This window comes from Micromonospora sp. NPDC048040, from assembly GCF_055587185.1.
In genome coordinates this window covers 21725-48058 of record NZ_JBVJGT010000010.1, presented here as the reverse complement: position 1 = coordinate 48058, position 26334 = coordinate 21725, and the positions used below count along the sequence as shown (strand labels likewise).

The window sequence follows — 26334 nt, the reverse complement described above, 5'->3', positions numbered from 1 at the left end:
TCTCAGGCTCCAGTCACATCGGCACGGCGGCGTCCGCCCGGCTCCGGCACCGGGTCGTGTCCACCTGGGTGGAAGGGGTGGCAGCGCAACAGCCGCCGGACCGTCAGGCCAGCTCCCCGGACAGCGCCGTGCCGGGCCACCGCCTCGAGGGCGTAGGCGCTGCACGACGGGTAGAACCGACAGCGGGCCGGCAGAGCCGGACTTATCCACCGACGGTACGCGATGATCGGCCCGCTCAGCACCCGGGCACCGATCGTCGCAGGCCGTGGCGCGGCCGGCCCGGCGGTCACCGCGACCGCCGTCCGCGGGGCGCCCGCGCGGCGGCGATCGCCGCGTCCAGGTCGGCGCCCAGTCGCGGGTACGCCGCCTCGGCCGCGGCCGGCAGCGCGCGGACGACCAGGGTGCTCCCAGGGGGCAGCTCCGTCAGCCGCTCGCGGACCAGGTGCCGCAGGCGGCGGCGGACCCGGTTGCGGACGACCGCGTTGCCCACTGCCTTGGACACGACGAAGCCGGCGCGGGGCGGCGCGGAGGGTTGCTCCGCACCGCTGCTCCGCGCCGGCTCCGGCGAGGTCGCTGTCGCGGCGTCGGGGGTCGACGGCAGGCTCAGGTGGACGACGATCGCGCCACGGCCGGCGCGGCGGCCACCCCGGACCGCTGCGGCGAAGTCAGTGCTGCGCCGCAGTCGCTGTGCGGCCGCCAGCACGACTGCCCACGTCCCCCGGACCTGACCCGGTCGGCCTCAGGCCGACAGGCGGGCGCGGCCCTTGGAGCGACGGGTCGAGATGATGGCGCGGCCGGCACGGGTGCGCATGCGCAGCCGGAAGCCGTGGGTCTTCGCGCGCCGGCGGGTGTTCGGCTGGTAGGTGCGCTTGCTCACGTCAGGCTCTCCGTTTTCGTACGCCCCGGGCAAGGGGTCGCCGGGGTCGTGTGGTGGTCCAGGCCACCTCGGCGGTGGCCCCCGATCGGTGCTGCCCGGCGATGCGGGACCTCGGCGATGCGGGGAAGCGACCGCGGACAGCAAGCACCCATCACCCTAGCAGAGGGCGAGAGAGCAGCCGATCCAGCCTACGCAGGCGGGCAACCACCGTCAAACACCCCCACCAGGGCGGACACCGTGCTCCGCCGACGACCGAAGCGGCGGTTTTCGCTGATGTTGCCAAGGGTCGCCGCGCGTCGGCGGTTGATGGCGCGCGGACAACGCTGTTACCGTGCCCGATTGCGGTCAGCGTCGAAAGGTCCGGTCGTCGCTGGCGGGCAAGACCGGACAAGGCAGTGAATCGTTCGGCACGGTGAACCCGCTTCAGCGCCCGTTCAGGCAGGGGGCAGGTCCGACCCGCATCCGGCGGGCGGCCACAATCGGTACGTACACAGGCTGTGGATAACTTGTGGACGAGGACCGGTCGGCCGTCCGGGTGGGTGTCGTTCCGCCCGTGAACGCGGCGGGCCCGGGGCGACCGACCGGAGAAGACGGCGGCGTCGGCGGAGCAGAGGCGAGGGGGTGGCACGACGGTGACCGGCACGACCGACCTTGCCGCGGTGTGGACGGCGACGACCGACGAACTCGCCGACGAGATCATCTCCGCGCAGCAGCGGGCGTACCTGCGGCTGACCCGGCTGCGGGCCATCGTCGAGGACACCGCGCTGCTCTCCGTCCCGGACGCCTTCACCCGGGACGTGATCGAGTCCCGGCTGCGTCCGGCGATCACCGAGGCGCTCACCCGCCGGCTGGGCCGGCCGATCCAGGTCGCGGTGACCGTGCGCGTGGCCGACGACAGCTCCGGCCGCCCGGCGGGCACCGTCTACCGCAGCGCCCCGGAGCCGGGGCTGGTGGACCACGACGGCGGGCCGCGCGACTTCGGCGACGGGCCGGCGACGTTCGACGGCGCGGCGGTGGGCCTGCTGGACGGCGCGGCCCTCGACCCCGGGCAGCAACCGCCGCACATCCCCGAGCAGGCGCACCCGGAGCGGCGGTCGGACGGGCCGGTCCCGGCCGCGCTGCCGGTCGACGACGGGCTCCGGTCCGGCCCGGGCGACCGGGACGGCCAGGAGGCCCTGTTCAGCACGGCGTTCGCCGAGCCGCCGCGGCCCGACCGGCGCGCGCCCGACCGACGCGGCTTCGACGAGCAGGCCGCCCGGCTGGACCCGCCGACCGCGGACACCCGGGGGTTCGAGCCGCGTTACCGCGAGGACGCCGTCTCCCCCCGGGACCAGCACGTGATCCGGGCGCTGCCCCGGGACACCGGCACCGACAGCGGGCCGGGGCGGGGTGGCGTGGATCACCGGCCCGGCGGCCGGGACGACCGGCGGCTGCCCGGCGGCGTCGAGAGCGGCGGCAACCGGCTCAACCCGAAGTACATGTTCGAGACGTTCGTCATCGGCTCGTCGAACCGCTTCGCCCATGCGGCGAGCGTCGCGGTGGCGGAGTCGCCGGCGAAGGCGTACAACCCGCTGTTCATCTACGGCAGCTCGGGGCTGGGCAAGACGCACCTGCTGCACGCCATCGGGCACTACGCCACGACGCTGGGCAACGCCCGCTCGGTCCGGTACGTCTCGACCGAGGAGTTCACCAACGACTTCATCAACTCGCTCCGGGACGACAAGACCAGCGCGTTCCAGCGGCGCTACCGCGACGTCGACATCCTGCTGATCGACGACATCCAGTTCCTGGAGACCCGCGAGCGCACCCAGGAGGAGTTCTTCCACACCTTCAACACGCTGCACAACGCCAACAAGCAGATCGTGATCACCTCCGACCGGTCGCCGAAGCAGCTCGCCACCCTGGAGGACCGGCTGCGTACCCGGTTCGAGTGGGGGCTGCTCGCCGACATCCAGCCGCCGGACCTGGAGACCCGGATCGCGATCCTGCAGAAGAAGGCGGCGCAGGAGCGCCTCTACGCCCCGCCGGACGTGCTGGAGTTCATCGCCTCGCGGGTGTCGAACTCGATCCGGGAGCTGGAGGGCGCGCTGATCCGGGTGACGGCGTTCGCCAGCCTGACCCGGTCCACGGTCGAGCTGTCGCTCGCCGAGGAGGTGCTGCGGGACTTCATCCCCGACGGCGCCGGGCCGGAGATCACCGCCGACCAGATCATGGTCTCCACCTCCGAGTACTTCGGCGTCAGCCTGGAGGACCTGCGGGGGCACTCCCGCTCCCGGGTGCTGGTGAACGCCCGCCAGGTGGCCATGTACCTGTGCCGGGAACTGACCGACCTGTCGCTGCCCCGGATCGGGCAGGCGTTCGGCGGGCGGGACCACACCACCGTCATGCACGCCGACCGCAAGATCCGCCAGCAGATGGCCGAGCGCCGCTCGCTCTACAACCAGATCGCCGAGCTGACGAACCGGATCAAGCAGAACACCTGACGCGTACGCCCACCGTCGCGCGCGGTGGGGCGAGGAGTGACGGAAGCGCCCGGCCGGACCACCGGCCGGGCGCTTCTTCCTTCTCCACAGCCGGCCCGGGCTTGACCCTCGACATGGTGGAGACCACACCATCGAAGCCGTGTCCGTCCACCGCCCGGATCGTTGTCCACAGCTCGTCGTCCACCGCCTGTGGATAACTACCGTCCGCACAATCCTCGGTTACCCACAGATTGTGGAGAAACCCTGGGGACGACGCTGTGGACGCCTGGGGACAACGTCGTCGTTGTCCACCGACGACGGTCCGCCTGTGGGCGAACTGTTGAAGGTTCTGGGGATGACGCCCGTCGAGCCGGTTCCGCCTGTCCACAGGACTGGGGAGAAAGTCCGTGGATTACCGGTGGACAACCGGTGGACAACGGTGGAAAACCTGGGGGAAGTCGCCGGCTGTGGATCGCGACACGGGTTGTACCCCTGGTTCTCCACAGCCAAACCACCGGTGGATAACGTGTCTGACCTGCGCAGACGGCAGTTCTCCACAGTTTGCACAGGTGCGATGAAGATGACGGGTTATCTCTTCTAAGACAACAAAAACCAATCACCACCGTTGGACTTCCTGTGGATTGGCCGGATCCGCCGTGGGCGGGCCTCCGGCACCGGGGAGTCCACGGGGTCGGGCGCACAGCCGATGCCCGCGCGCCCTAAGGTGCGATGGGTACCCGCACGGACAGGCGGGTCGGTAGGCAGCGGTCGGCATGAGAGAGTTGTCGCTGACGTCGACGCGGAGGCATTGATGAAGTTCCGAGTAGAGCGCGACGCGCTCGCCGAGGCCGTGGCCTGGACCGCGAAGAGCCTGCCCAACCGGCCGTCCGTACCGGTGCTCGCGGGCGTGATGCTGCGCGTCACGGACGGGAACCTGCAGGTCTCCGGCTTCGACTACGAGGTCTCCAGCCAGGTGACCGTCGAGGTGCAGGGGGACGCCGACGGGGCCGCCCTGGTCTCCGGCCGGCTGCTTGCCGAGATCACCAAGGCGCTGCCCGCCAAGCCGGTGGACATCGCCGCCGTCGGGGCGCACCTCGAACTGGTCTGCGGCAGCGCCCGGTTCACCCTGCCCACCATGCCAGTCGAGGACTACCCGTCCCTGCCGGAGATGCCGGAGAGCGCCGGCACCGTCGACGCGGCCGCCTTCGCCGCCGCCGTCGCCCAGGTCGCCGTCGCCGCCGGCCGCGACGAGACGCTGCCGATGATGACCGGCGTACGCATCGAACTCTCCGGCGGCACGCTGGCCATGCTCGCCACCGACCGCTACCGGCTGGCCCTGCGCGAGATGGAGTGGAACCCGGACGACCCCGAGGTCAGCATCAACGCCCTCGTGCCGGCCCGGACGCTGCACGACACCGCCAAGGCCCTCGGTCCGCTCGGCGGCCAGGTCACCATGGCGCTCTCCCAGGGCGCGGCCGGCGAGGGGATGATCGGCTTCGCCGGCGGCACCCGGCGCACCACCAGCCGGTTGCTCGACGGCGCGAACTACCCGCCGGTGCGCTCGCTCTTCCCGGCCACCCACAACGCCGAGGCCCGGGTGCCCGTCAGCACCCTGATCGAGGTCGTCAAGCGGGTCGCCCTGGTGGCCGAGCGGGCGACCCCGGTGCTGCTCAGCTTCAGCGCCGACGGCCTGGTGGTCGAGGCCGGCGGCACCGAGGAGGCGCGGGCCAGCGAGGCCATGGAGGCCACCTTCACCGGCGACCCGCTCACCATCGGCTTCAACCCGCAGTATCTGATCGACGGCCTTGCCAACCTGGGGGCCCAGTTCGCCGTGCTCTCGTTCGTCGACGCCTTCAAGCCCGCGGTGATTTCGCCCGCCGGCGAGGATGGCGAGGTCGTCCCGGGGTACCGCTACCTCATCATGCCGATCCGCGTCTCCCGCTGATCGCGCCCGAGAAGACCCCGACGCACGGAGGTAGGAACACATGCAGCTCGGCCTGGTAGGGCTCGGCCGGATGGGCGGCAACATGCGCGAGCGGTTGCGCGCCGCCGGGCACGAGGTGGTCGGCTTCGACCACAACGCGGAGCTGAGCGACGTCGCGACCCTGGCGGAGCTGGCGGAGAAGCTGGAGTCTCCGCGCGCGGTCTGGGTCATGGTCCCGGCCGGTGTCACCGACGCGACCATCGACGAGCTCGCCGGCGTTCTTGGCGAGGGCGACATCATCATCGACGGCGGCAACTCGCGGTTCAGCGACGACGCGCCGCGCGCCGAGCGGCTCAACGAGCAGGGCATCGGTTACCTCGACGTCGGTGTCTCCGGCGGCGTCTGGGGCCGGCAGAACGGCTACGCGCTGATGGTCGGCGGCGCCCGGGAGCACGTCGACCGGCTCATGCCGATCTTCGAGTCGCTGAAGCCGGAGGGCGAGTTCGGCTTCGTGCACGCCGGGCCGGTCGGCGCCGGGCACTACGCCAAGATGGTGCACAACGGCATCGAGTACGGTCTGATGCACGCCTACGCCGAGGGCTACGAGCTGCTGGCGAAGTCCGAGCTGGTCACCAACGTGCCGGGGGTGTTCAAGTCCTGGCGCGAGGGCACCGTGGTGCGCTCCTGGCTGCTCGACCTGCTCGACCGGGCCCTCGACGAGGACCCGGAGCTGGCCGAGCTGAGCGGCTACACGGAGGACACCGGCGAGGGCCGGTGGACGGTCGACGAGGCGGTCCGGCTCGCCGTACCGCTGAACGTGATCACCGCCTCGCTCTTCGCCCGGTTCGCCTCCCGGCAGGACGACTCGCCGGCCATGAAGGCCGTCGCCGCGCTGCGTCAGCAGTTCGGCGGGCACGCCGTCCGTAAGCGCTGACCGGTATCCACAGGCTGTGTACGTCCGCCGGCTCGAACTGGTCGACTTCCGCTCGTACGAGCGGGTCGGCGTGGACCTGGAGCCGGGGGCGAACGTCCTGATCGGCGCCAACGGCGTCGGCAAGACGAATCTCGTCGAGGCGCTGGGCTACGTGGCGACCCTGGATTCGCACCGGGTCGCCACGGACGCCCCCCTCGTCCGGATGGGCGCCGCCTCGGCGGTGATCCGCTGCGCCGTGGTGCACGAGGGGCGCGAGCTGCTGGTCGAGCTGGAGATCGTGCCGGGCAAGGCCAACCGGGCGCGGCTGGGTCGCTCCCCGGCCCGCCGGGCGCGGGACGTGCTCGGCGCGCTGCGGCTCGTGCTGTTCGCCCCGGAGGACCTGGAGCTCGTCCGGGGCGACCCGGCGGAGCGCCGCCGCTACCTCGACGACCTGTTGGTCAGCCGCCAGCCCCGCTACGCCGGGGTGCGCGCCGACTACGAGCGGGTGGTCAAGCAGCGCAACGCCCTGCTGCGCACGGCGTACCTCGCCCGCAAGACGGGCGGGTCGCGGGGCGGGGACCTGTCGACCCTGGCGGTCTGGGACACCCACCTGGCCCGGCACGGCGCGGAACTGCTCGCCGGCCGGCTGGAGCTGGTCGCCGCGCTCGCCCCGCACGTGGCCAAGGCGTACGACGCGGTGGCGGCGGGCCGGGGGGCGGCCGGGATTACGTACCGGCCCTCGGTGGAGCTGGCGGAGCCGACCACCGACCGGGCGGCGCTGGCGGCGGCGCTGACCGCCGCGCTCGCCGAGGCCCGCACCGCCGAGGTCGAGCGGGGCACCACGTTGGTCGGCCCGCACCGCGACGAGCTGGCGCTGACCCTCGGTCCGTTGCCCGCCAAGGGGTACGCCAGCCACGGCGAGTCGTGGTCGTACGCGCTGGCGCTGCGGCTGGCCGGGTACGACCTGCTCCGCTCAGACGGCGTCGAGCCGGTGCTGGTGCTCGACGACGTCTTCGCCGAGCTGGACGCCGGGCGGCGGGAGCGGCTGGCCGGGCTGGTCGGCGGGGCGAGCCAGCTGCTGGTGACCTGCGCGGTCGACGACGACGTGCCGGCGTCCCTGCGCGGCACCCGGTACGCCGTCGGCGAGGGGACGGTGCGCCGTGTCGGATGAGCAGTTGCCCCCCGCCCGCCTGGGTCCGGGGCGCGGCGGGCCGGCCGGCAACGACTCCGGCAGGACGACAGGTGATTCCGGCGGCGCGGCGGGCGGCGGGGACGCCCCGGCCGGCGCCAGCGGGCCGGAGCTGGCCCGGGCGGTGCTCGACGCCGCCAGGGCCCGGCGGGAGGCGGCGGCGCGCACCCGCCGGCGTGCCCCCGGCGGTGGCGCGGGTGGCGACGGCGACGGCGGCCCGCAGCGCCGCCTGCGCGGCTACTCGGGCCCGGGGCCGGACCCGCGGGACCCGCAGCCCCTCGGCGCGGTGCTCAACCGGCTGGTGAAGGCGCGCGGCTGGCAGCAGCCGGCGGCGGAGGCGACCGTGTTCGGCGCCTGGGAGCGGGTGGTGGGCCCGGAGGTGGCCCAGCACAGCCGACCGGTCAAGCTGGAGGACGGCGAGCTGACCGTGGAGGCCCGGTCGACCGCCTGGGCCACCCAGCTACGGCTGCTGGCCGGCTCGCTGCTCCAGCAGATCGCCCGCGAGGTCGGCCACAACGTGGTGCGCAAGCTGCACATCCACGGCCCCGCCGCGCCCTCCTGGTCGAAGGGCCCCCGCCGGGTACGCGGACGCGGCCCCCGGGACACCTACGGCTGACGGTCAGTGACCGCTTCGGCTGACGGTCAGTGACCGCCGCGCCGGGCCTCCCGTTCGGCGCGCTTGCGCTCCCGCTGCTCGCGGCTCCACTGCTTGCGGCGTTCCAGGTCCTGCTTCCAGGCCTCACGGGCCTCGTTGGAGCCACCCTGCACGGCACCCTGCACCTCCGGCGGGCCGGCCCAGCGCCGGAAGGCCCACGCCATCAGCCAGCCACCCTCGCCAGAGCCCTTCGGAGCCGGCTTCTCCTCGCTCATCGACTGACCCTTCCGTTAGCGTGCAAATAATTAGTACCCCAACCATTGGTACGATAGCAACGACGACGAGGAGGTCCAGCCCGTGCCCGACGATTTCGACGGGAATCCCCTGGCACTGGAGCAGCAGGTGTGCTTCGCGCTCTCCGTCGCCGCGCGCGGCGTGGTCGCGGTCTACCGGCCGCTGCTGGAGCCGATGGGGCTGACCCACCCGCAATATCTGGTGATGCTCGCCCTGTGGCAGTACGCGCCACTGTCCGTACGCGAGCTCAGCCGCCTGTTGCAGCTCGACCCGGGCACGCTGTCGCCCCTGCTCAAGCGCCTGGAGGCGAACGGCTACGTCCGGCGGGAGCGCGACCCCGCCGACGAGCGCAGCCTCGCGGTGACGCTGACCCCGGCCGGTGAGGCCCTGCGGGAGCGCGCGGAGCAGATCCCGCCCGCGATCGTCGAGCGGCTGGGCCTGCCGATCGCGGACCTGCGTCACCTGCACACCGTGCTGACCCGGGTCATCACCGCCGCCAACCGCGCCGGCGCCGCGGCCCCGCCCGACCCACGCGGATCGGGCGGGGCGCCGGGTCAGGCGTCGGCGTAGACGGCGAAGCCGCGGTCGGCGCAGCGCCGGTAGAAGGCGGCCAGCACACTCAGCTCGGCACAGGTGAAGTTCCACTGCGGCGGCGCGCCGCTCTCGTCGCGTAGCGCGTCCAGCCGGCTGTCGAGCCAGCGCAACTGCTGCTCGGCCAGCCGCCCGTCGGCGAGCAGCGACCGCAGCACCTGGCTCACCGAGTCGAAGGTCACCGCCTCGCCGTGCGGGCGGTGGCCCGCCACGAACCGCTCGACGCCGCCGGCGATCCAGGCGCAGCCGTCCGGGTCGATCACCGGGTCCTCGTCCTCGGCCGCGGCGTCGGTGGCGTAGAGCACACCTTCGAGCCCGAGCAGCAGGTCCACCAGCTCGGTGTACGCGGTGGCCCGGACGGTGCCGGTCTTGGCGATCAGCTCGGCGAGCGCCGCGGTCGGCGCGGAGATACGCGGCATGTCGACGATGTCGCCGAAGTCGACGAACTCCGCCGGCGCGACCGGATCGTAGAAGCGGCCGGTCCGCGGCCACTGCACCGCGACGTTGTCCAGCCCCATCTGGTGTCACCTCTTAATGAGCGTGTGTCGGTTCGATCGGGTCGATCGTCCGGTTCCGGCCGGAAAAGATCAAGGCCGGGCTGTCGGCGCGGCGGGGCGGGTCTCTCCTGGCCGCCGGCCGACACCGATCGTCGGCCGGTCGCGCCCTCGATCGGGCCCTTGCGTGTAGGGGGAGTCGCGGGCGGCGCGGTTCGGCCGGCTACGTCGGTCTGAGACGCCTCGCAGGGGTGCCGAGTGGTGGTTCTGTCGCTGCCGCACAGTAAGATTGACCCCGAGACGAAGACCCGGTGCGGAGCGACGAGACACGGGCCCGGTGCGGGGCCCGCGATCATTCTCCATGCCAGGTCGAGCCGATCGCGATCCGCGGGCAACCGCGGCGACCGGCACGTTCGACCCGTACCCCGGAATTGTCCCCGGTGCCGGTCCGCGTGCCGACGTCGCGTCCTGTCCGCCGAACCCGCGCCCGACGCGCCACCAGGCGCGCACGGCGCGAGAAAGTGGCCGAGGGTGGCAGCGCAGGACAAGCAGGAGTACGGCGCAGAGTCGATCACCGTTCTCGAGGGTCTGGAGGCGGTCCGCAAGCGGCCCGGTATGTACATCGGGTCGACCGGCGAGCGTGGTCTGCACCACCTGGTGTGGGAGGTCGTCGACAACGCGGTGGACGAGGCGCTCGCCGGGCACTGCGACACGATCGACGTGGTGCTGCTCGCCGACGGCGGGGTCCGGGTCACCGACAACGGCCGGGGCTTCCCGGTGGACCTGCACCCGAAGCTGAAGAAGCCGGGTGTCGAGGTGGCGCTGACGGTGCTGCACGCGGGCGGCAAGTTCGACGGCAAGGCGTACGCGGTCTCCGGCGGTCTGCACGGCGTGGGCGTCTCCGTGGTGAACGCCCTCTCCACGAAGATGGCGGTGGAGATCCACAAGTCCGGTTTCGTCTGGCGGCAGCAGTACCACAACTCCAAGCCGACCCCGCTGGAGAAGGGCGAGACGACGGACCGGACGGGCTCCGCGGTCGCCTTCTGGCCCGACGCGGACGTGTTCGAGACGGTCGACTTCGACTTCCAGACCATCTACCGGCGGCTCCAGGAGATGGCCTTCCTCACCCGCGGCCTCACCATCCACCTGCTCGACGAGCGGGTTCCGGAGGGCGAGGAAGGCAAGATCCGCGAGGTCACCTTCCGCTACGAGGGCGGCATCGCGGACTTCGTCCGGCACCTCAACGCCTCGAAGAACCCGATCCACCGGACGGTGGTCGAGTTCGGCGCCGAGGAGGAGGGCATGTCGGTCGAGATCGCCATGCAGTGGAACGAGTCGTACGGCGAGTCGGTCTACACCTTCGCCAACAACATCAACACGCACGAGGGCGGCACCCACGAGGAGGGCTTCCGGGCCGCGCTGACCAGCGTCGTCAACCGGTACGGCGCGGAGAAGAAGCTGCTCAAGGGCGACGAGAAGCTCTCCGGCGAGGACATCCGCGAGGGCCTGGCCGCGATCATCTCGGTCAAGCTCACCAACCCGCAGTTCGAGGGCCAGACCAAGACCAAGCTCGGCAACACCCCGGTGAAGAGCTTCGTGCAGCGGGTCTGCAACGAGTGGCTGGTGGACTGGTTCGACCGGAACCCGGCCGAGGCGAAGATCATCATCCAGAAGGCGTCCCAGGCCGCCCGGGCCCGGATCGCCGCCCAGCAGGCGCGCAAGCTGGCCCGGCGCAAGTCGCTGCTGGAGTCCGGCTCGATGCCCGGCAAGCTGGCCGACTGCCAGTCCACCGATCCGCGCGAGTCCGAGGTCTTCATCGTCGAGGGTGACTCGGCCGGCGGCTCGGCCAAGCAGGGCCGCGACCCGCGGACCCAGGCGATCCTGCCGATCCGCGGCAAGATCCTCAACGTGGAGAAGGCCCGGATCGACCGGGTGCTGAAGAACAACGAGGTCCAGGCGCTGATCACCGCGCTGGGCACCGGCATCCACGACGACTTCGACATCGAGAAGCTGCGCTACCACAAGATCGTGCTGATGGCCGACGCGGACGTCGACGGCCAGCACATCCAGACGCTGCTGCTCACCCTGCTCTTCCGCTTCATGCGCCCGCTGGTCGAGCTGGGGCACGTCTACCTGGCCGCCCCGCCGCTCTACAAGATCAAGTGGAACAAGCGGGGCGACGACGCGCAGTACGCGTACTCGGACCGGGAGCGGGACGGGCTGATCGCGCTGCGCCAGCAGAAGAAGCCGAACGCGAAGCCGGACGACATCCAGCGGTTCAAGGGTCTCGGCGAGATGAACTACCCGGAGCTGTGGGAGACCACGATGAACCCGGCGACGCGTACGCTGCGTCAGGTCACGCTCGACGACGCGGCAACCGCCGACGAGTTGTTCAGCGTGCTGATGGGTGAGGACGTCGAGGCTCGCCGCTCGTTCATCCAGCGCAACGCCAAGGACGTCCGGTTCCTGGACATCTGACGGGGCTCGGCGGGCCGACCGGTCATCCACCGGTCGGCCCGGCAATCCACAGAGTTATCCACAGCATGGCCGGTTTCCACAGCCGTTATCCACAGCACGAAAACGACTCTGAGTCTGATAAGGGTTAACAGTGACCGATATCCCCGAGTCCACACCGAACGAGCCCGAGGTTCCCGAGACGGTCGGCGCCGTCGTCGCGCACGACCGCATCGAACCGGTCGGGCTCGAGGTGGAGATGCAGCGCTCCTACCTCGACTACGCGATGAGCGTCATCGTCGGGCGGGCGTTGCCGGACGTCCGGGACGGGCTCAAGCCGGTCCACCGCAAGATCCTCTACGCCATGTTCGACTCCGGCTACCGCCCGGACCGCGGCTACGTGAAGTGCTCCCGCGTCGTCGGCGACGTGATGGGTCAGTTCCACCCGCACGGCGACTCGGCGATCTACGACGCGCTGGTCCGCATGGCGCAGCCCTGGTCGCTGCGCTACCCGCTGGTCGACGGCAACGGCAACTTCGGCTCGCCCGGCAACGACCCGGCCGCCGCGATGCGGTACACGGAGTGCAAGCTCGACCCGCTGGCGATGGAGATGCTGCGGGACATCGACGAGGACACCGTCGACCTGCAGGACAACTACGACGGCCGGGCCAAGGAGCCCACCATCCTGCCGTCGCGGATCCCCAACCTGCTGGTCAACGGCTCCGAGGGCATCGCGGTCGGCATGGCCACCAAGATCCCGCCGCACAACCTGCGCGAGATCGGCGCGGCGGTGCAGTGGTGCCTGGAGCACCCGGACGAGGACGAGGCCACCACCCTCGACGCGCTGATCGAGATCGTCAAGGGCCCCGACTTCCCCACCCACGGCCTCATCGTCGGCACCCAGGCGATCCAGGACGCGTACCGCACCGGGCGCGGGTCGATCCGGATGCGCGCCGTGGTGGAGGTCGAGGAGGACAAGCGTGGCCGCCCCTGCCTGGTGGTCAGCGAGCTGCCCTACCAGGTCAACCCCGACAACCTGGCCGAGCGGATCGCCGAGCTGATCAAGGAGGGCAAGCTCGGCGGCATCGCCGACATCCGCGACGAGTCCTCCGGGCGTACGGGCATGCGGATCGTGCTCGTGCTCAAGCGCGACGCCGTCGCCAAGGTGGTGTTGAACAACCTCTACAAGCACACCCAGCTCCAGGAGACCTTCGGCGCCAACATGCTGGCGCTGGTCGACGGTGTGCCGCGCACGCTCAACCTCGCCCAGTTCATCCGCTACTACGTCGACCACCAGATCGACGTGATCCGCCGGCGGACGGCGTTCCGGCTGCGCAAGGCCGAGGAGCGGGCGCACATCCTGCGCGGTCTGGCCAAGGCGCTGGACGCCCTCGACGAGGTGATCGCCCTGATCCGGCGCTCGCCCACGGTGGAGGACGCCCGGCAGGGCCTGATCCGGCTGCTGGAGATCGACGAGATCCAGGCGACCGCGATCCTGGACATGCAGCTGCGCCGGCTCGCCGCGCTGGAACGCCAGCGGATCCTGGACGACCTGGCCAAGCTGGAGCTGGAGATCGCCGACCTCAAGGACATCCTCGCCAAGCCCGAGCGGCAGCGGAAGATCGTCTCCGAGGAACTCGGCGAGATCGTCGCCAAGTGGGGCGACGACCGGCGGACGAAGATCGTGCCGTTCGAGGGCGAGGTCTCGATGGAGGACCTCATCGCCCGCGAGGACGTGGTCGTCACCATCACCCGCACCGGCTACGCCAAGCGGACCAAGGTCGACCTCTACCGCTCCCAGCGGCGTGGCGGCAAGGGCGTCAGCGGGGCGACGCTGCGGCAGGACGACATCGTCAGCCACTTCTTCGTCTGCTCGACCCACGACTGGATCCTGTTCTTCACCAACAAGGGTCGGGTCTACCGGGCCAAGGCGTACGAGCTGCCCGAGGCCAGTAGGGTGGCCAAGGGCCAGCACGTGGCGAACCTGCTCGCGTTCCAGGCCGACGAGCAGATCGCACAGATCATCGAGATCCCGAACTACCAGGTGGCTCCCTACCTGGTGCTCGCCACGAAGAACGGCCTGGTGAAGAAGACGAGGCTCGAGGAGTTCGACTCCCCCCGGTCCGGCGGCATCATCGCGATCAACCTGCGCGACGAGGACGAGCTGGTCGGGGCGGCGCTGGTCGCCCCGGAGGAGGACCTGCTGCTGGTCTCCAAGAACGCGCAGGCGATCCGGTTCAACGCGAGCGACGAGGCGCTGCGCCCGATGGGTCGGGCCACCTCGGGCGTGATCGGCATGCGCTTCAGCGAGGACGACATCCTGCTGGCCATGGAGGTGGTCCGCGAGGGGCTGGACGTCCTGGTGGCCACGAACGGTGGTTACGCGAAACGTACCCCGATCGAGGAATACCCGGTCCAGGGCCGGGGAGGTAAGGGCGTGCTGACTGCGAAGATCACGGAGCGACGTGGTGGTCTGGTCGGCGCGGTGGTGATCGACCCGGACGACGAGCTGTTCGCGATCACCAGTAACGGTGGTGTCATTCGGACTCCGGTGAAGCCTGTACGCCGTACGCGTGATCGGAACACAATGGGGGTCAAGCTGATGGACCTTCCGGACGGCGTGACTATCGTGGCGATTGCTCGCAATGCCGACGAGCCTGACGAACAGGACTAGTTGAATGACGGAGACACAGGCGAAGTCGGGGAACACGGGGACCTCGGCCAACCCGGTCGACGAGGAGGCCGCCAAGAGCGGCACACCAGCGACCGGCCGCGCGGCCGTGGGCCGGGCGACGGTCCCCGCCGACGCGCCTGCCCCGAAATTCACCCGGGCTCCCGGCATGACACCGCCGCCGGACAAGCCCTCCGAGGACGCGGACGCGGCGGACAGGACCGAGACGGTGGGGGTCGACAAGCCGGCCCCCGCCGCCACGGCGACCGCCGCCAAGCCGACGACGACCCAGCCGCTCACGGTCGGCGCCGGCCAGCCGACCGGCGCCACCGGCACACAGCCGCGGGTCACGGGCACTGCCACGGGCACCCAGCCCCGCGTCACCGGCACGGCCAAGCCGCAGCCGGACGGTGGCCGTCCGACCGGCGCCGGCCGGCCGGCCAGCGGCGGCGGCCTGCCGCCGGGCATCAGCGGCGCGGCCGCCGTCGGGGCCGCGCGTGTGGGCGAGGCGGTACGCGCAGCGCGTACGTCGGTCAGCTCGGCCGCGTCGCGCGGACCACGCCGGGCCCGGCTGAACCTCAAGCGGATCGACCCCTGGTCCGTGATGAAGTTCGCCTTCGCCGTCTCGGTGGTGCTCTTCATCGTCGTGGTGGTGGCCACCTCGGTGCTCTACCTGGCCCTCGACGCGATGGGCGTGTTCGCCAGCGTCAACGACAGCCTGACCGACCTGGTCAGCGCGGGCGGCGGTCAGAGCACCAGCGGCTTCCAGATCACCGCCAAGGGCGTGATCCTCAGCTCGGCGCTGATCGGCCTGGTCAACGTCGTGCTGTTCACGGCGCTCGCCACGCTCGGGGCGTTCGTCTACAACGTCTGCGCCGACCTGGTCGGGGGCATCGAGCTGACCCTCGCCGAGCGCGACTGATCCACCTCGGGTAGCCGGGGCACCGCCGATGCGCGGAGCCCCGGCTTCCGTGCGTCGGGGAGCAGGCGCCGGGCAAGGTGTCGCGTGGCCGGCGAAATCGCCTGGGCCGGGCGCGGCGCCTCCGGTAGGTTCAGGGGCGACGGCGACACCCGATGTCCGGGCGGCCCCCGATTTGGGGCCGGGCGGGCGGATGGGTTAATGTTGCGCTCGTCGCTACGCGGGGCTATAGCTCAGTCGGTTAGAGCGCAGAGCTGATAACTCTGAGGTCGCTGGTTCGATTCCAGCTAGCCCCACCGCACATTCGTCCGACGGCAGTCGAGCGCGAGGGTAGGCCCCAAATGTTCAAGAAGCTTCTGGTCCTTGCCGGCGTCGTCGCGGTGGCGGCCGTGGTCGCCAAGAAGATCAAGGCTTCCAGCGACGAGCGCGCCCTCTGGCACGAGGCGACCACCGCGCCCGACCTGCGCTGAGCGCACCGACCACTGCCAGCACCGGCGGCACGTCCGCCCCGGGGCCCTAGCTCAACTGGCAGAGCACTGCCTTTGCAAGGCAGGGGTTAGGGGTTCGAGTCCCCTGGGCTCCACCAGCACTTCCATCGGTTGATCTCGGTTCCGAGTGCAGCCAAGCGGTCACGCCGCTCCCTCCTCACCTAGGACCCGGTCGATGGCCGAGGCCGCGCGGGCAGGACGTGCCCGTAGGTGTCTGCCACCATCCGGATAGTGGGCACCCGGTCAGCCAGGCTTCGAGGGTCCACGGCTGCGCCGTGAGGTCGGCCAGGTGATGAAGCGGGCTAAATCGGCGCGCACAAGACAATCCTCCGGCGACCATGGGCGGATGGGGCAGTCATCGGAGCCGGCGCAGTCCGAGGACATCCTGCGTGGCGAAGAGGACGCTCGGCAGGCCAACTTTCTGGAACTGTTCTTCGACCTGGTGCTGGTCTTCGCCCTGCTCGGGGTCGTCAGCCGGATGGTGCCGGACCTTCTCTCCAACAACGTGCGCCAGCAGTGGCTGTCGCTGCCGTACACGATGGTTCTGGCCCTGCCGCTGCTCTGGCTGTGGACGACCACCGCGTACATCACGAGCCGGTTCGACTGCCGCAACCGCTGGATCCAGTTGCTGGTCCTGGTCAGCGCGTTCGGCCTGCTGATCATGGCGACATCCCTGCCGTACGAGTTCGAGGCACGCGGCGCCTCGTTCGCCGTTGTGTACGTGTTGCTGCAGGTTGGACGCCCCTTGCTGCTCCGGCCGCTGTTGCGGGAGCACGAGGAGATACGGGCGCTCTACACCCGCCTGGCCATCTGGGCGAGCGTCTCCGGCGTAATCTGGCTCACCGGGGCGGTGATGCACGGAAACCACCGGGTCGCCCTGTGGTCGATCGCCATCACGGTGGACCTGGTGGCGGCGCAGTTCGGCTGGCCGGTACCCGGCATGCGCCGACCAACTATCAGCGGCTGGGGGATGGCCAGCACCCGACACCTCCCCGAGCGATACCAGCAACTGCTGCTGATCGCACTCGGCGAGACGGTGGTGTCGATAGGCGTCACCTACGCCAACCACCCCGCCACGCTCGCTACGGCGGCGGCCCTGGTGAGCACATTCGTCTCGTCCGTGCTGATGTGGCGGATCTACTTCTATCGCGCCGGCCAGGTGCTGGCGGAGGCCGTCGCGATGTCGTCGAACCGGGAGGTTGCCGGCCGGACGGCTGGCGCTGCCCATGTGCTCATGGTGCTCGGCATCGTCGCCGCCGCGACTGGCTCGGAAATCGTGCTGGCGCATCCTGGTGGGCGGTCCCAGTTGGCCTGGCTGGCGATCATCCTCGGTGGGCCGGCGGTCTTCCTGTTGGGCCGCATTCGGCTGGAACGGATCGTCTTCAACCGGCTCGCCCTGCGCCGGGTCATCGGCATCGCCGCTCTTGCTCTGCTGGCTCCGCCGCTGATCTTCGGCCCGCCGCTGCTCGCCGCCGTCGCCGCTGCCGTCGTGCTGCTCGGTGTCGCCGTCGCGGACGCGCTACACGCGGCCGGCAGCCCACCGGAGGCCCCGTCCCCGTCCGCGTAGCGGGGACAGTCCGCACGAGGTCCACGGACGGTTAGTGCGGCGCCCGCTGCCAAGGTCCCGGCACCGCTGTCAGGGAGCGGGCCAGGATTGCGGGTGTGGTGAAGCAGCAGGCCATGCCGATCTCGCGTTGTTAAGAGCATGAGACGCGGGAGCTTCCATGGATCTTGAGACGCGGCAGGACTTCACCGCCTTTGTCGCGGCACGGTCGCATGCGCTGTTCCGGACCGCGCTGGCGTTGACCGGTCATCGGCAGCAGGCCGAGGATCTGTTGCAGACGGTGCTGGCCAGGGCGTACCGGCACTGGGGGAAGGTCCGCCATGGCCACCCCGAGGCGTATCTGCGCCGAGCGTTGTACCGGGAGCAGGTGAGCTGGTGGCGCCGGCCGATGCGGGGCCGAGAGGTCTTCACCGATCAGGTTCCGGACGTGGCCGACACGGACCTCACCGGCCGAGTCGACCTGAGCCTGGCGTTGCGGGCGTCCCTGGACCGCCTGGCGCCGAAACAGCGGGCGGTACTCGTGCTGCGATATTTCGAGGACCTGCCCGACGAGGAGATCGCCGACATTCTGCGCTGCAAGCCGGCGACGGTACGCAGCCAGGCTGTCCGCGCTCTCGACCGGATCCGCTCACTCTGCCCTGAACTTGACCATCGTCTGGCGCAGGAGGTTCACCAGTGACCACCCAGCTCGAGAACGCCGTTCGCGAAGCGCTCGACCAGCTCGCCGACGCGCCCCCGCCGGCGGACCTGGCTCAGGCCGCGATTCGTACGGCCGGCCGGCAGCGAACCGCGCGCCTGGCGGTGGCCGGCGTGGCCGCGTTTGCCGTGGCACTGGCCGCTGTACCGCTGGCTGTCGGCGTCCTGACCGCCCCCGACGACGATCTGTCGCCCGCCGGGACGGGCCCGGGACCGGCCGCCAAGCCGTTCGTCGTGACGGCGTACAGCGGGGTCAACAACCCGGGAGATCCGGGGCCGGCGGACGACTATTCGCTGTTGCTCGACCCGGACACCGGTGAGTACGACAAGGTCCCGTTCAACGAGGTGGTGCCGTCCCCGGACGGCAGCCAGGTGCTGGTGCACGAGGGCGACAACAGCCTGGCTCATCCGTCGAGGAGAGGGGTGCTGAACCGGGAGAGCGGGAAGGTCCGGTGGCTGCCGGGCAGCGCCGGCTACACCTCGGGTGCCAGCTGGTCGCCTGACGGTCGGCAGATCCTGATCACCAATCGGCCGAAGGCGGAAGACGGCCCCGGCCCTGGTTTCCTGCTCGTCGACGCCGCGACGCTGGCCACCCGCCAGGTCGAGGTGCCCGACGTCAGCACGCAGAACACCAACGGGCTGGCCTTCGTTTGGACACCCGACGGAACGGGGGTCGCCCTGACCCACTCGGTCTCTGATAGCGAGAGCGAGCCGGGCCGGGTGACTGGTATCGGCTTCTACGACCTGTCGGGCAAGCGGACCCGTGTTCTTCGCGTCACCGGCGGCTCGCTCGACGAGGGCAGCGGGTTCTCACCCGATGGCAGCCGGATCGCGCTGGACAACCGGTTCGGGAGCGACCGGATCCAGATCGTGGACGCCGCCACCGGCACCGTCGAAGAGGAGTTCTCCGTACCGACCGCCGGAACGGTGGTGGGCTGGTACGACAGCAGGCACCTGATCGTGAAGGACTACGGCGATCGGGACCTCACCGAACGACCGAGCCTGAAGGTCGTCGACCTGACCGGCAAGGTGACGAAGACGGTGCAGCTTGCGGAGGGATCGGACACCGCGCAGCGGGTGCATGTCGGATCATCGCTCGGTACGGCCACCGAGAAGCTCGCGTTCTGACCAGCATGGCCCACGACATCGCGTCGTGGGCCATGCCCCTGGTTCCGGTCCCGCGGGTCAGGTCTGTTTCACGCTCAACTCATGCCTCGTTGCGGCGGCGCACCCGCATGAGAAGCAGGAGTACGAGGCCGGCCGCGACGAGGCTGCCACCCATCGCGGCGAGCCTGCCGAGCGCCGGGCCGGAGATCCCCGTGTCGGTCACGGGCAGGCTCGGGCGGGCTGTCCCGCCGGTCGCCGGGCAGGTCTGCGCCAGGTCGAAGGTGCCGTCGGTGCCCGTGATCACCGCCGTCGCGTTGGTGAGGGCGAACGGATTCACCAGTTCCCCGGTCGAGGACAGGCCGGCGGGCGTCCTGATCCACGCCTTGTCGCCGACGATCGCCCGGTCGCCGGCGGGCGTGGTCGTGATGGTCTCCGTGACGGGGCCGCCCTCCGTGGCGAACTCGATGGTCAGCGAGGTGAAGGTGCCCTGCTGCTTGGGAGACGGCAGGGCGAAGACCCAGACGTCCTCGCCCGGGAAGGGGCCGCCGCCGAGGTTCGGATCGCATTTCTGGGTGCCGAACGCGGCCGCTGTCGTGCCGACGTCCGCCGGATCGATGTTGATGGTGGTGTCGGCCCAGGCCGGTGCGGCCGATCCGAGGCCGATCGCGGCGGCCAGGATGGTGGCTGCCCCGATACGGGCCAATGTCCGTATTGACAACAAAATCACCCCAAGTGTGGAATCTCCGTGAACACCTGTTGAAGTGGGGCGCGACCCGTCGTCAGGTAACCACGGACGACCCGGGCGTACCGGCTGATTCGAACTCTTCCCCCACGGGCCGGACAGCCGTGATAGGCAGAGTGCGAACTGCGATGCGCGGTTGCGGCCTGCGGGCAGGGATCCAACCGGGCATGTGCCGCCGCGGGACCGAACGAGCCACATCGGCGGCCGCCTGCGCTCCGCCTGCCCCGGCACGTTAGCGTCGGATCGTGACCGGATCCCCGCGCGTGCTCCCGGCCGGCAGCGGCATTGCCGAGGCCGCCTCCGTCCTGCGTACCGGCGGGTTGGTGGCCTTTCCCACCGAGACCGTCTACGGGCTCGGCGCGAACGCGCTGGACCCCCGTGCGGCCGCCCGGATCTTCGAGGCCAAGGCGCGGCCCAGCTTCGACCCGCTGATCACGCACCTCGCCGACGCGGCCGAGCTGGAGAAGCTGGTCGGGGCGGTGCCGCCGGCGGTGGCGACGCTGGCCGAGCGCTTCTGGCCGGGGCCGCTCACGCTGATCGTGGACCGGCCGGCGGCGATCCCGCCGATCGTCACCTCCGGGCTGGCGACGATGGCGGTCCGGGTGCCGGACAACACGTACGCGCGGGCGCTGATCGCCGAGGCCGGGGTGCCGGTGGCGGCGCCGAGCGCGAACCGGTTCGGTCAGCTCAGCCCGACCCGGGCCGAGCACGTGGTGCGGGGCCTGGGCGCGGCCGTGGACGTGGTGCTCGACGGCGGGCCGACGCGGTGCGGGATCGAGTCGACCATCGTGGACGCCCGGGGCGAGCGGCCGGTGGTGCTGCGGCTCGGCGCGCTGCCGCTGGAGGCGCTGGAGGAGGCCGTCGGCCAGGTGACCGTACGCCCCGGCAGCTCGGGGCAGCCGGTCGCGCCCGGCACGCTGGCGGCGCACTACGCCCCGCGTACGCCGTTGCGGTTGGCGTCGGGCGGGGAGCCGCCGGCAGCCGACGGGGTCCGGCGCGGCTTCCTGGCCTTCCGCGAGCCGCCGGCGGGCGACTGGGCGGCGGTGGAGGTGCTCTCCGCCGCCGGTGACCTGACCGAGGCCGCCGCGCGGCTGTTCGACGCGCTGCACGAACTGGACGCCACCGGGGTCGGCGAGATCGTGGTCGAGCCGGTTCCGGAGGTCGGCGTCGGCCGCGCGATCAACGACCGGCTGCGCCGCGCCGCCGCCACCTGGCAGCCGGCGGACTGACGTGCGCCGGCTGCCAGGTGATCGACGGGCACGAGCTCGTCGGCATCGTGGCCGTCGCCGACGTGGCCCGCTCCCTGCCCGAGCGTCCCGTGGGTGACCTCATCGAGGCCATCTCCGAGCGCGGTCGACCGCACGACACGACCGGTCGCCGCCGGCCTCCGGCCCCGGCCGGGAGGCGGCGATCTCTGTACGGGGGATCGGCCTGTCGCAGGTTGTTGCCCGACGCGCCCGGACGGCTCCTGACCGGCCGGCCGGGGTCCTGTCGAGCTGCCCCGTCCATGAGACCGGTGGGCGGGGCGGCCAGGTGACGCCGCGGGCCGGGCGGCCGGGTTCAGGTGAAGTTCACCGGTGAGGCCCACGGGGGTCGGGGCCGACGGCTGACGCCGACGGGCTGAGGCGGACCGGCCAGCCCCGTTGGTGGGGCAGCTCGACAGCGTCGACAGGGAAGGGCCGACGACGGCTCAAGCGGCGGTCACCGCTACGACGCCGTGTCGCCAGTATCGCCAGTATCGCCGGCGTCGCCCGCGTCGCTGGTGTCGCCCGCGCCGCCGTCGGGTTGCTCCGCGCCGTGCGGGCCGGACTGCGGCAGGCGTTCCACCAGGCGGGTGAGCGCGCCGTTGGCGAAGGTCGCGCCGAGCGCCGAGCCCGTGGCGATGGTCCAGCCGACCGGGCCGAGCGGCGTGCAGCCGAAGAACTGGCTTACCCCGGGCGTCTGCACGACCGCCGCCAGCGCCCCGAGCGACACGGCGGTGGAGGCGAGCACTGCCGGGCTGGTGCCGCCGGCCAGCACGGTCTGCCCGAGCTGGGTGCCGACCAGCGACACCAGCGCGACCGTGCCCGCCCGCCGGGGCCGCCCGGTGTAGCGGGCCAGCGTCCAGCCGGCGGTGGCGCCCAGCGTGGTGGCGGCCGCGCGCAAACCGATCTCCCTGGTCATCGTCTCGCCGAGGGAGGTGTCCGGGCCCTCCCGCAGCAGGCCGTCGGCGTGGTCCGCAGCCGGGGGCCGGATCGCGATCGCCAGCGCCGGGGCCAGGTCGGTGAGCAGGTTGACCAGGAGGAGCTGTCGCCCGGTGAGCGCCGACCGGCCGGTGGCGGCGGCGGTGAGCACGCTGAACGCGATCTCGCCGAGGTTGCCGCCGACCAGGATGCTGAGCGCGTGGCGTACCGAGGACCACATCGCCCGGCCCTCGACCAGGGTGGCGATGATGGTCTCCAACCGGTCGTCGGTGACCACCAGGTCGGCGGCCGCGCGGGCCGCCGGGGTGCCCCGCTGGCCGAGCGCGATGCCCACGTCGGCCAGCCGGATCGCCGGCGCGTCGTTGGCGCCGTCCCCGGTCATCGCGACCGTACGCCCGCACTTCTGCAACGCCTGGATGATGCGCACCTTGTGCGCGGGGGTGCACCGGGCCACCACGTCCGTGGCGGCCAGCCGGGCCGCGAGGGCCTCGTCGTCGAGCTGGTCGAGTTCCGTCGCGGTGACCACCCGCTGCTCGTCGTGATGGCTGATGGTGGCCGCGATCGCCTCGGCGGTCGCCGGGTGGTCTCCGGTGATCATGATGGTGTGCACGCCGGCCTGGCGGATCCGGCGCACGGCCGGGGCGGCGCTCTCCCGCACCCCGTCGGCGAGAGCCAGGTAGCCGAGGAAGGTCAGGTCGCGCACCTGCTCGTCGGTGACGCCCGGCGACGAGACCCGGCACTCGGCCACGGCGAGGATCCGGTGCCCCGCCCCGGCCCGGTCGGCGAGCGTCGCGTGCAGCCCGTCGCGTCCCTTGTCGTCGAGCGGCTCGTCGCGTCCCCCCGGCGTACGCCACGCGGAGCATCGGGGCAGCACCGACTCCGGTGCCCCCTTGACGCTGAGCAGCAGCAGGCCCCCGCTGCGCCCCACCGTGGCGTGGTAGCCGCGGGACGGCTCGAACGGCAGGCCGCCGACCGCCTCCCACCCGTCCGCGCCGGTCTGCTCGACCACCCCTGCGGCCTGGGCGCCGTAGCGGACGGCGCGGTCGGTCTGTTGGGCCAGCTCGTGCGGGTCGGCGGCGGCCGGGGTGGCCCGCAGGGCGGCGGCGAGGGTGGCGCGCTGACCGTCGTCGAGTCGGTCGACCGGGGCGTACCGGCTGTCGTCGCCGACCCCGGCGAGCATCAGTTGCCCCTCGGTGAGCGTGCCGGTCTTGTCGAAGCAGAGCACGTCCACCCGGCCGAGCGCCTCGATGGTGCGTGGGTTGCGGACCAGCGCGCCGTGCTCCGCCAGCCGCCGCGCGGCGGCCAACTGGGCGGCGCTGACCAGGAACGGCAGCCCCTCCGGCACGGAGGCGACGGCCAGGTTCGCGGCGGTCGCGGCGGTCTGCGCCAGCGGCACGCCCCGCAGCAGACCCGCGCCGGCCACCGCCACCGCCGAGCTGGCGGCCAGCGGGACCGCCGCCCGGGTCAGCCTGCCCAGCCGGGCCTCCACGCCGCTCGCCGGAGGCGCCTGCCGGGCCATCGCCAGGCTCCGCCCGGCCTCGGTGTCCGCGCCCGTCGCCACCACCACCGCCGTGCCCTGGCCGGCGGCGACGGTCGTGCCCTCGTAGAGCATCGACCGCCGGTCGGCGACCGCCGCGGCGACGACCGGCTGGTCGGTCTTGCCGACGGGCAGCGACTCGCCGGTGAGCGAGGACTCGTCGGTCTCCAGGCCAGCCGACTCCAGCACCCGGCAGTCGGCCGGGACGGCGTCCCCCGATTCGAGGAGGATGACGTCCCCCGGCACCAGGTCCTCGGCGGGCAGCACCCGTTCCGCGCCGTCCCGGCGCACCCGGGCGGTCACCGCCGAGCGGGACAGCAGCTCGGCCAGCGACCGCTCGGTGTTGCGCTGGTGCACCGCGCCGAGCAGCGCGGACCCGCCGACCACCCCGCCGACCAGGGCGGCGTCGACCAGCGAGCCGAAGGTGGCGGAGAGCACCGCCCCGGCGGCGAGCACCGGCGTCAGTGGGTTGGCCAGCTCGTCGACGAAGGCGCGCAGCAGCCCGGTCGGCCCGGCGGGCTGCCCGGTCCCGCCGCTCCGGCGGCGCTCGGCCTCGGTTGTGGCCAGCCCGCCCGGCGCGGTGCCGAGCTGGTCGAGGACGGCCGAGGACGGCATCAGGTGCCAGGCGGTGACCGCCGGTGCCGGGGTGTCCGCCCGGTCGGGCAGGCGGCGCGCCCGTACGACGCCGTGCGCGAAGGCCAGCGCGGCCGCGCCGTTCACGGCGGCGAGGGTGCGGCCGGGCAGCTGCTCGGGTGCGGCGGTGAACGCCCCCAGCGCGCCGAGGCCCGTGCCCGCCAGGGCCACGCCGAGGTTCTGCCGGGTCATCCGGCGGGCCACCCCGGTCGCCTCGATCAGCAGCGCCACCACCCGCAGGTCGGTGCCGACCAGCAGGTGCGCGCCCCAGGGCGGCAGGTCCTCCGGGGCGGAGATCCCCAGGCCGCAGTCGGCGACGCCGAGCGCGGCCCGGTCGCCGGAGGCCACCATCACCACCGCCCCGGCGAACTGCAGCGTCCGCACCGACTCGGCCAACCGGTCGCCGCCGGGCAGGTGGGCGTCGGCGAAGCCGTACCGCTGGTCGTCGTCGCCGGCCACGACCACCCGCAGGCCGGCCTGGCGGGCGGCGGTGGGCAGGGCGTCCACGCCCGGCGCGGGCTCCGGGTCGACCCGCAGCACGGCGGCGAGGGTGTCGCCGTCGGCCAGGCCGAGCAGGGATCCGCCGCCCTCGCGCAGCCGGCGGCTGTCGGTGGTGTCACCCGGGTCCTCGGCGTCCAGCGCGTCCAGCGGCCCGAGCCGCCAGCCGTCGGCGCGCCGCAGCTCCCACGGGGCGGCCGGGTCGAACAGCGTGAACGCGCGTGTCGCCACCTGTCCGACGTCCGCCCCGTCCAGCGGCGCCAGGTCCGCCAGCACGCCCCGGTCGGAGCCGAGCACCGCCGCGTCCAGCACCAGCGTGTCGATCCGGTCGAGCTCGCGCAGCACGCTGCGGTCCATCGCGATCACCCCGCGCCGGGCGAGGATCCGGCCGAGCTGCGCGGCGTAGCCCTCGCGGCCGCTGCCGGGAGCCTTCGGCAGCGCGGAGAGCCCCAGCGCGGCGGCCCGCTTCCGGCCCACCACCGGCGTGGCGGCGACCGCGGCGGCGGCGCCGGCGGTGAGCATCCGGACGACGTACTTCTCGGCCGGGCCGTCCGGCTTCGGGCGGGGACGCTCGATTTTCGGCGTCCGGGCGACGGCCCGCTCCGGGTCCCCGGTCAGCCGTGGCTCCGCCTGCGCCCAGGCCCGGAGCTGGGCCCGCGCCTCACCCCACTGCACCACCCGCTGCGCGCCGTCGAGCACGATCCCGGTCCAGCCGCCGGTCAGGCCCTGCACGACCGCCTCGGCCAGCGGGAACAGCAGGTCGGCGCGCGGATCGGCGCGCAGGCCCCGGTCGGCCAGCGCGTGCAGCCTCGGGTGCAGGTCGACCGCGCCGAGCAGCCCGGCGACCTCCCCGGGCACCGGCGTGAACGGCAGGATCCTCGTGGCGGCGGAGATGGTCAGGCCGAGGGCGTCGGAGGCCAGCCCGCCGAGGGTGCGCGGCGTGCGCGGCCCCTCCTCGGGAGGGTGCGGCGGCGGGATCTCCGGATCCGGCTCGTGCGGGCAGGTGCGTTCCGCGCGGGCGACGGTCGCGACGAGGTCGCGCAGGCTCGGCTCCGGCGTACCGACGGCCACGACCACCCGGCCCGACGGGGCGTTGACCCGGGCCCATTCCACCCCCGGCATCCGCTCCAGCGCCGCCTCGACCTGCCGGGCGAGGGTGTCGCCGCCGTCCTGGCAGACGCCGTGCACCTCGATGTGGTGCCGCCCGGGGCGGGACCAGACCCGACGCTTGGTCAGCCCGGCCACGCGGGCCAGCCGGGTGGCGGCGGCGCCGACGGTCCGGGACGCCTCGCCGACGACCTGCGGCACGGCGACGGACGGCAGGAGCCGGCCGGCGGCGCGGCCCAGCGAGGTCATCGAGGCGTACGACCGGACAGGCGCCGGCCAGGCCCCCCGCTGCTGCTGCTCCCGCCGTACGCCATCTCGCCTCCCACGCCTCCGCTCCGGCGCCCTGGCTTCCCGGCGGGCCGTCCGTTATGCCCTTCGAGCAGGGGAATTTTCTCC

At 72.4% G+C, this 26334-nt stretch carries 21 protein-coding genes and 2 tRNA genes; 16 read left to right on the top strand and 7 right to left on the bottom strand.

What is annotated here, in order from left to right; all coding sequences use genetic code 11:
• Positions 1–2: 2 nt before the first annotated feature.
• Genes yidD through rpmH form a run of 3 tightly spaced genes read right to left on the bottom strand, consistent with a single transcriptional unit; the run spans position 3 to position 877 of the window.
• The gene (gene yidD, locus ACZ6O2_RS13220; protein ID WP_350677800.1) at positions 3–242 is read right to left on the bottom strand and encodes a membrane protein insertion efficiency factor YidD; all 240 of its coding nucleotides are present in this window, start codon (positions 240–242) and stop codon (positions 3–5) included.
• A 44-nt stretch (positions 243–286) separates the two neighbouring features.
• Positions 287–703 (bottom strand): ribonuclease P protein component, encoded by a 417-nt coding sequence (gene rnpA / locus ACZ6O2_RS13215; protein WP_350702444.1) that lies wholly within the window; start codon positions 701–703, stop codon positions 287–289.
• A gap of 36 nt (positions 704–739) precedes the next feature.
• On the bottom strand, positions 740–877 hold the full coding sequence (rpmH, locus tag ACZ6O2_RS13210; protein WP_091100492.1) for a 50S ribosomal protein L34: 138 nt from the start codon (positions 875–877) through the stop codon (positions 740–742).
• Between the two features lie 632 nt (positions 878–1509).
• On the opposite strand from rpmH, the gene dnaA reads away from it, so the two are divergent.
• From dnaA to ACZ6O2_RS13185, 5 genes are all read left to right on the top strand, one after another.
• Positions 1510–3360 (top strand): chromosomal replication initiator protein DnaA, encoded by a 1851-nt coding sequence (gene dnaA, locus ACZ6O2_RS13205; protein WP_466022992.1) that lies wholly within the window; start codon positions 1510–1512, stop codon positions 3358–3360.
• A gap of 790 nt (positions 3361–4150) precedes the next feature.
• Entirely contained in the window at positions 4151–5284 is a 1134-nt protein-coding gene (gene dnaN, locus ACZ6O2_RS13200) for a DNA polymerase III subunit beta (RefSeq protein WP_357450227.1), read from the top strand.
• Positions 5285–5324: 40 nt separating this feature from the next.
• Positions 5325–6197, top strand: a complete 873-nt coding sequence (gnd, locus tag ACZ6O2_RS13195; protein WP_350702438.1) for a phosphogluconate dehydrogenase (NAD(+)-dependent, decarboxylating) — start codon at positions 5325–5327, stop codon at positions 6195–6197.
• A gap of 16 nt (positions 6198–6213) precedes the next feature.
• The gene (gene recF, locus ACZ6O2_RS13190; RefSeq protein WP_466022991.1) at positions 6214–7347 is read left to right on the top strand and encodes a DNA replication/repair protein RecF; all 1134 of its coding nucleotides are present in this window, start codon (positions 6214–6216) and stop codon (positions 7345–7347) included.
• A complete protein-coding gene (locus ACZ6O2_RS13185) occupies positions 7337–7981 on the top strand; it encodes a DciA family protein (RefSeq protein WP_350702434.1) in 645 nt (214 codons plus the stop codon). Before recF ends, ACZ6O2_RS13185 begins: the two co-directional genes overlap by 11 nt.
• A 26-nt stretch (positions 7982–8007) precedes the next feature.
• Here the strand turns inward: ACZ6O2_RS13185 and ACZ6O2_RS13180 are convergent, their stop codons facing one another.
• On the bottom strand, positions 8008–8235 hold the full coding sequence (locus ACZ6O2_RS13180) for a hypothetical protein (RefSeq protein ID WP_350702432.1): 228 nt from the start codon (positions 8233–8235) through the stop codon (positions 8008–8010).
• A gap of 82 nt (positions 8236–8317) precedes the next feature.
• Between ACZ6O2_RS13180 and ACZ6O2_RS13175 the strand changes: the two genes are divergently transcribed.
• Positions 8318–8824 carry a MarR family winged helix-turn-helix transcriptional regulator gene (locus ACZ6O2_RS13175; protein ID WP_350702430.1) on the top strand — a complete coding sequence of 169 codons (507 nt, stop codon included), beginning with the start codon at positions 8318–8320 and terminating at the stop codon, positions 8822–8824.
• Here ACZ6O2_RS13175 and ACZ6O2_RS13170 read toward each other — a convergent pair.
• Positions 8809–9363 carry a hypothetical protein gene (locus tag ACZ6O2_RS13170; protein ID WP_350702428.1) on the bottom strand — a complete coding sequence of 185 codons (555 nt, stop codon included), beginning with the start codon at positions 9361–9363 and terminating at the stop codon, positions 8809–8811. The genes ACZ6O2_RS13175 and ACZ6O2_RS13170 overlap by 16 nt on opposite strands.
• Positions 9364–9870: 507 nt before the next feature.
• On the opposite strand from ACZ6O2_RS13170, the gene gyrB reads away from it, so the two are divergent.
• The 9 genes from gyrB to ACZ6O2_RS13125 all read left to right on the top strand — a co-directional run bounded on the left by gyrB (position 9871) and on the right by ACZ6O2_RS13125 (position 19259).
• A complete protein-coding gene (gene gyrB, locus ACZ6O2_RS13165; protein ID WP_357450208.1) occupies positions 9871–11817 on the top strand; it encodes a DNA topoisomerase (ATP-hydrolyzing) subunit B in 1947 nt (648 codons plus the stop codon).
• Positions 11818–11947: 130 nt separating this feature from the next.
• Positions 11948–14467, top strand: coding sequence for a DNA gyrase subunit A (gene gyrA / locus ACZ6O2_RS13160; protein WP_466022990.1), 2520 nt, complete (start codon positions 11948–11950; stop codon positions 14465–14467).
• Between the two features lie 4 nt (positions 14468–14471).
• The gene (locus ACZ6O2_RS13155) at positions 14472–15386 is read left to right on the top strand and encodes a DUF3566 domain-containing protein (RefSeq protein ID WP_466022989.1); all 915 of its coding nucleotides are present in this window, start codon (positions 14472–14474) and stop codon (positions 15384–15386) included.
• A gap of 219 nt (positions 15387–15605) precedes the next feature.
• Positions 15606–15679, top strand: a tRNA-Ile gene (locus tag ACZ6O2_RS13150).
• 45 nt (positions 15680–15724) lie between these two features.
• Entirely contained in the window at positions 15725–15853 is a 129-nt protein-coding gene (locus ACZ6O2_RS13145; RefSeq protein ID WP_350702420.1) for a DLW-39 family protein, read from the top strand.
• 40 nt (positions 15854–15893) lie between these two features.
• Positions 15894–15969: transfer RNA gene (locus ACZ6O2_RS13140), tRNA-Ala, on the top strand.
• A gap of 248 nt (positions 15970–16217) precedes the next feature.
• Positions 16218–17438, top strand: a complete 1221-nt coding sequence (locus ACZ6O2_RS13135) for a low temperature requirement protein A (RefSeq protein ID WP_466022988.1) — start codon at positions 16218–16220, stop codon at positions 17436–17438.
• Between the two features lie 157 nt (positions 17439–17595).
• Entirely contained in the window at positions 17596–18114 is a 519-nt protein-coding gene (locus ACZ6O2_RS13130; protein WP_466022987.1) for a SigE family RNA polymerase sigma factor, read from the top strand.
• A complete protein-coding gene (locus ACZ6O2_RS13125; protein ID WP_466022986.1) occupies positions 18111–19259 on the top strand; it encodes a hypothetical protein in 1149 nt (382 codons plus the stop codon). The genes ACZ6O2_RS13130 and ACZ6O2_RS13125 overlap by 4 nt, the downstream gene beginning before the upstream one ends.
• A 79-nt stretch (positions 19260–19338) precedes the next feature.
• Here ACZ6O2_RS13125 and ACZ6O2_RS13120 read toward each other — a convergent pair whose 3' ends face one another.
• A complete protein-coding gene (locus ACZ6O2_RS13120; protein ID WP_350702413.1) occupies positions 19339–19956 on the bottom strand; it encodes a hypothetical protein in 618 nt (205 codons plus the stop codon).
• A gap of 266 nt (positions 19957–20222) precedes the next feature.
• On the opposite strand from ACZ6O2_RS13120, the gene ACZ6O2_RS13115 reads away from it, so the two are divergent.
• Entirely contained in the window at positions 20223–21209 is a 987-nt protein-coding gene (locus ACZ6O2_RS13115; protein ID WP_466023070.1) for an L-threonylcarbamoyladenylate synthase, read from the top strand.
• A 478-nt stretch (positions 21210–21687) separates the two neighbouring features.
• Here the strand turns inward: ACZ6O2_RS13115 and ACZ6O2_RS13110 are convergent, their stop codons facing one another.
• Positions 21688–26187 (bottom strand): cation-translocating P-type ATPase, encoded by a 4500-nt coding sequence (locus ACZ6O2_RS13110; protein WP_466022985.1) that lies wholly within the window; start codon positions 26185–26187, stop codon positions 21688–21690.
• Positions 26188–26334: the final 147 nt, after the last annotated feature.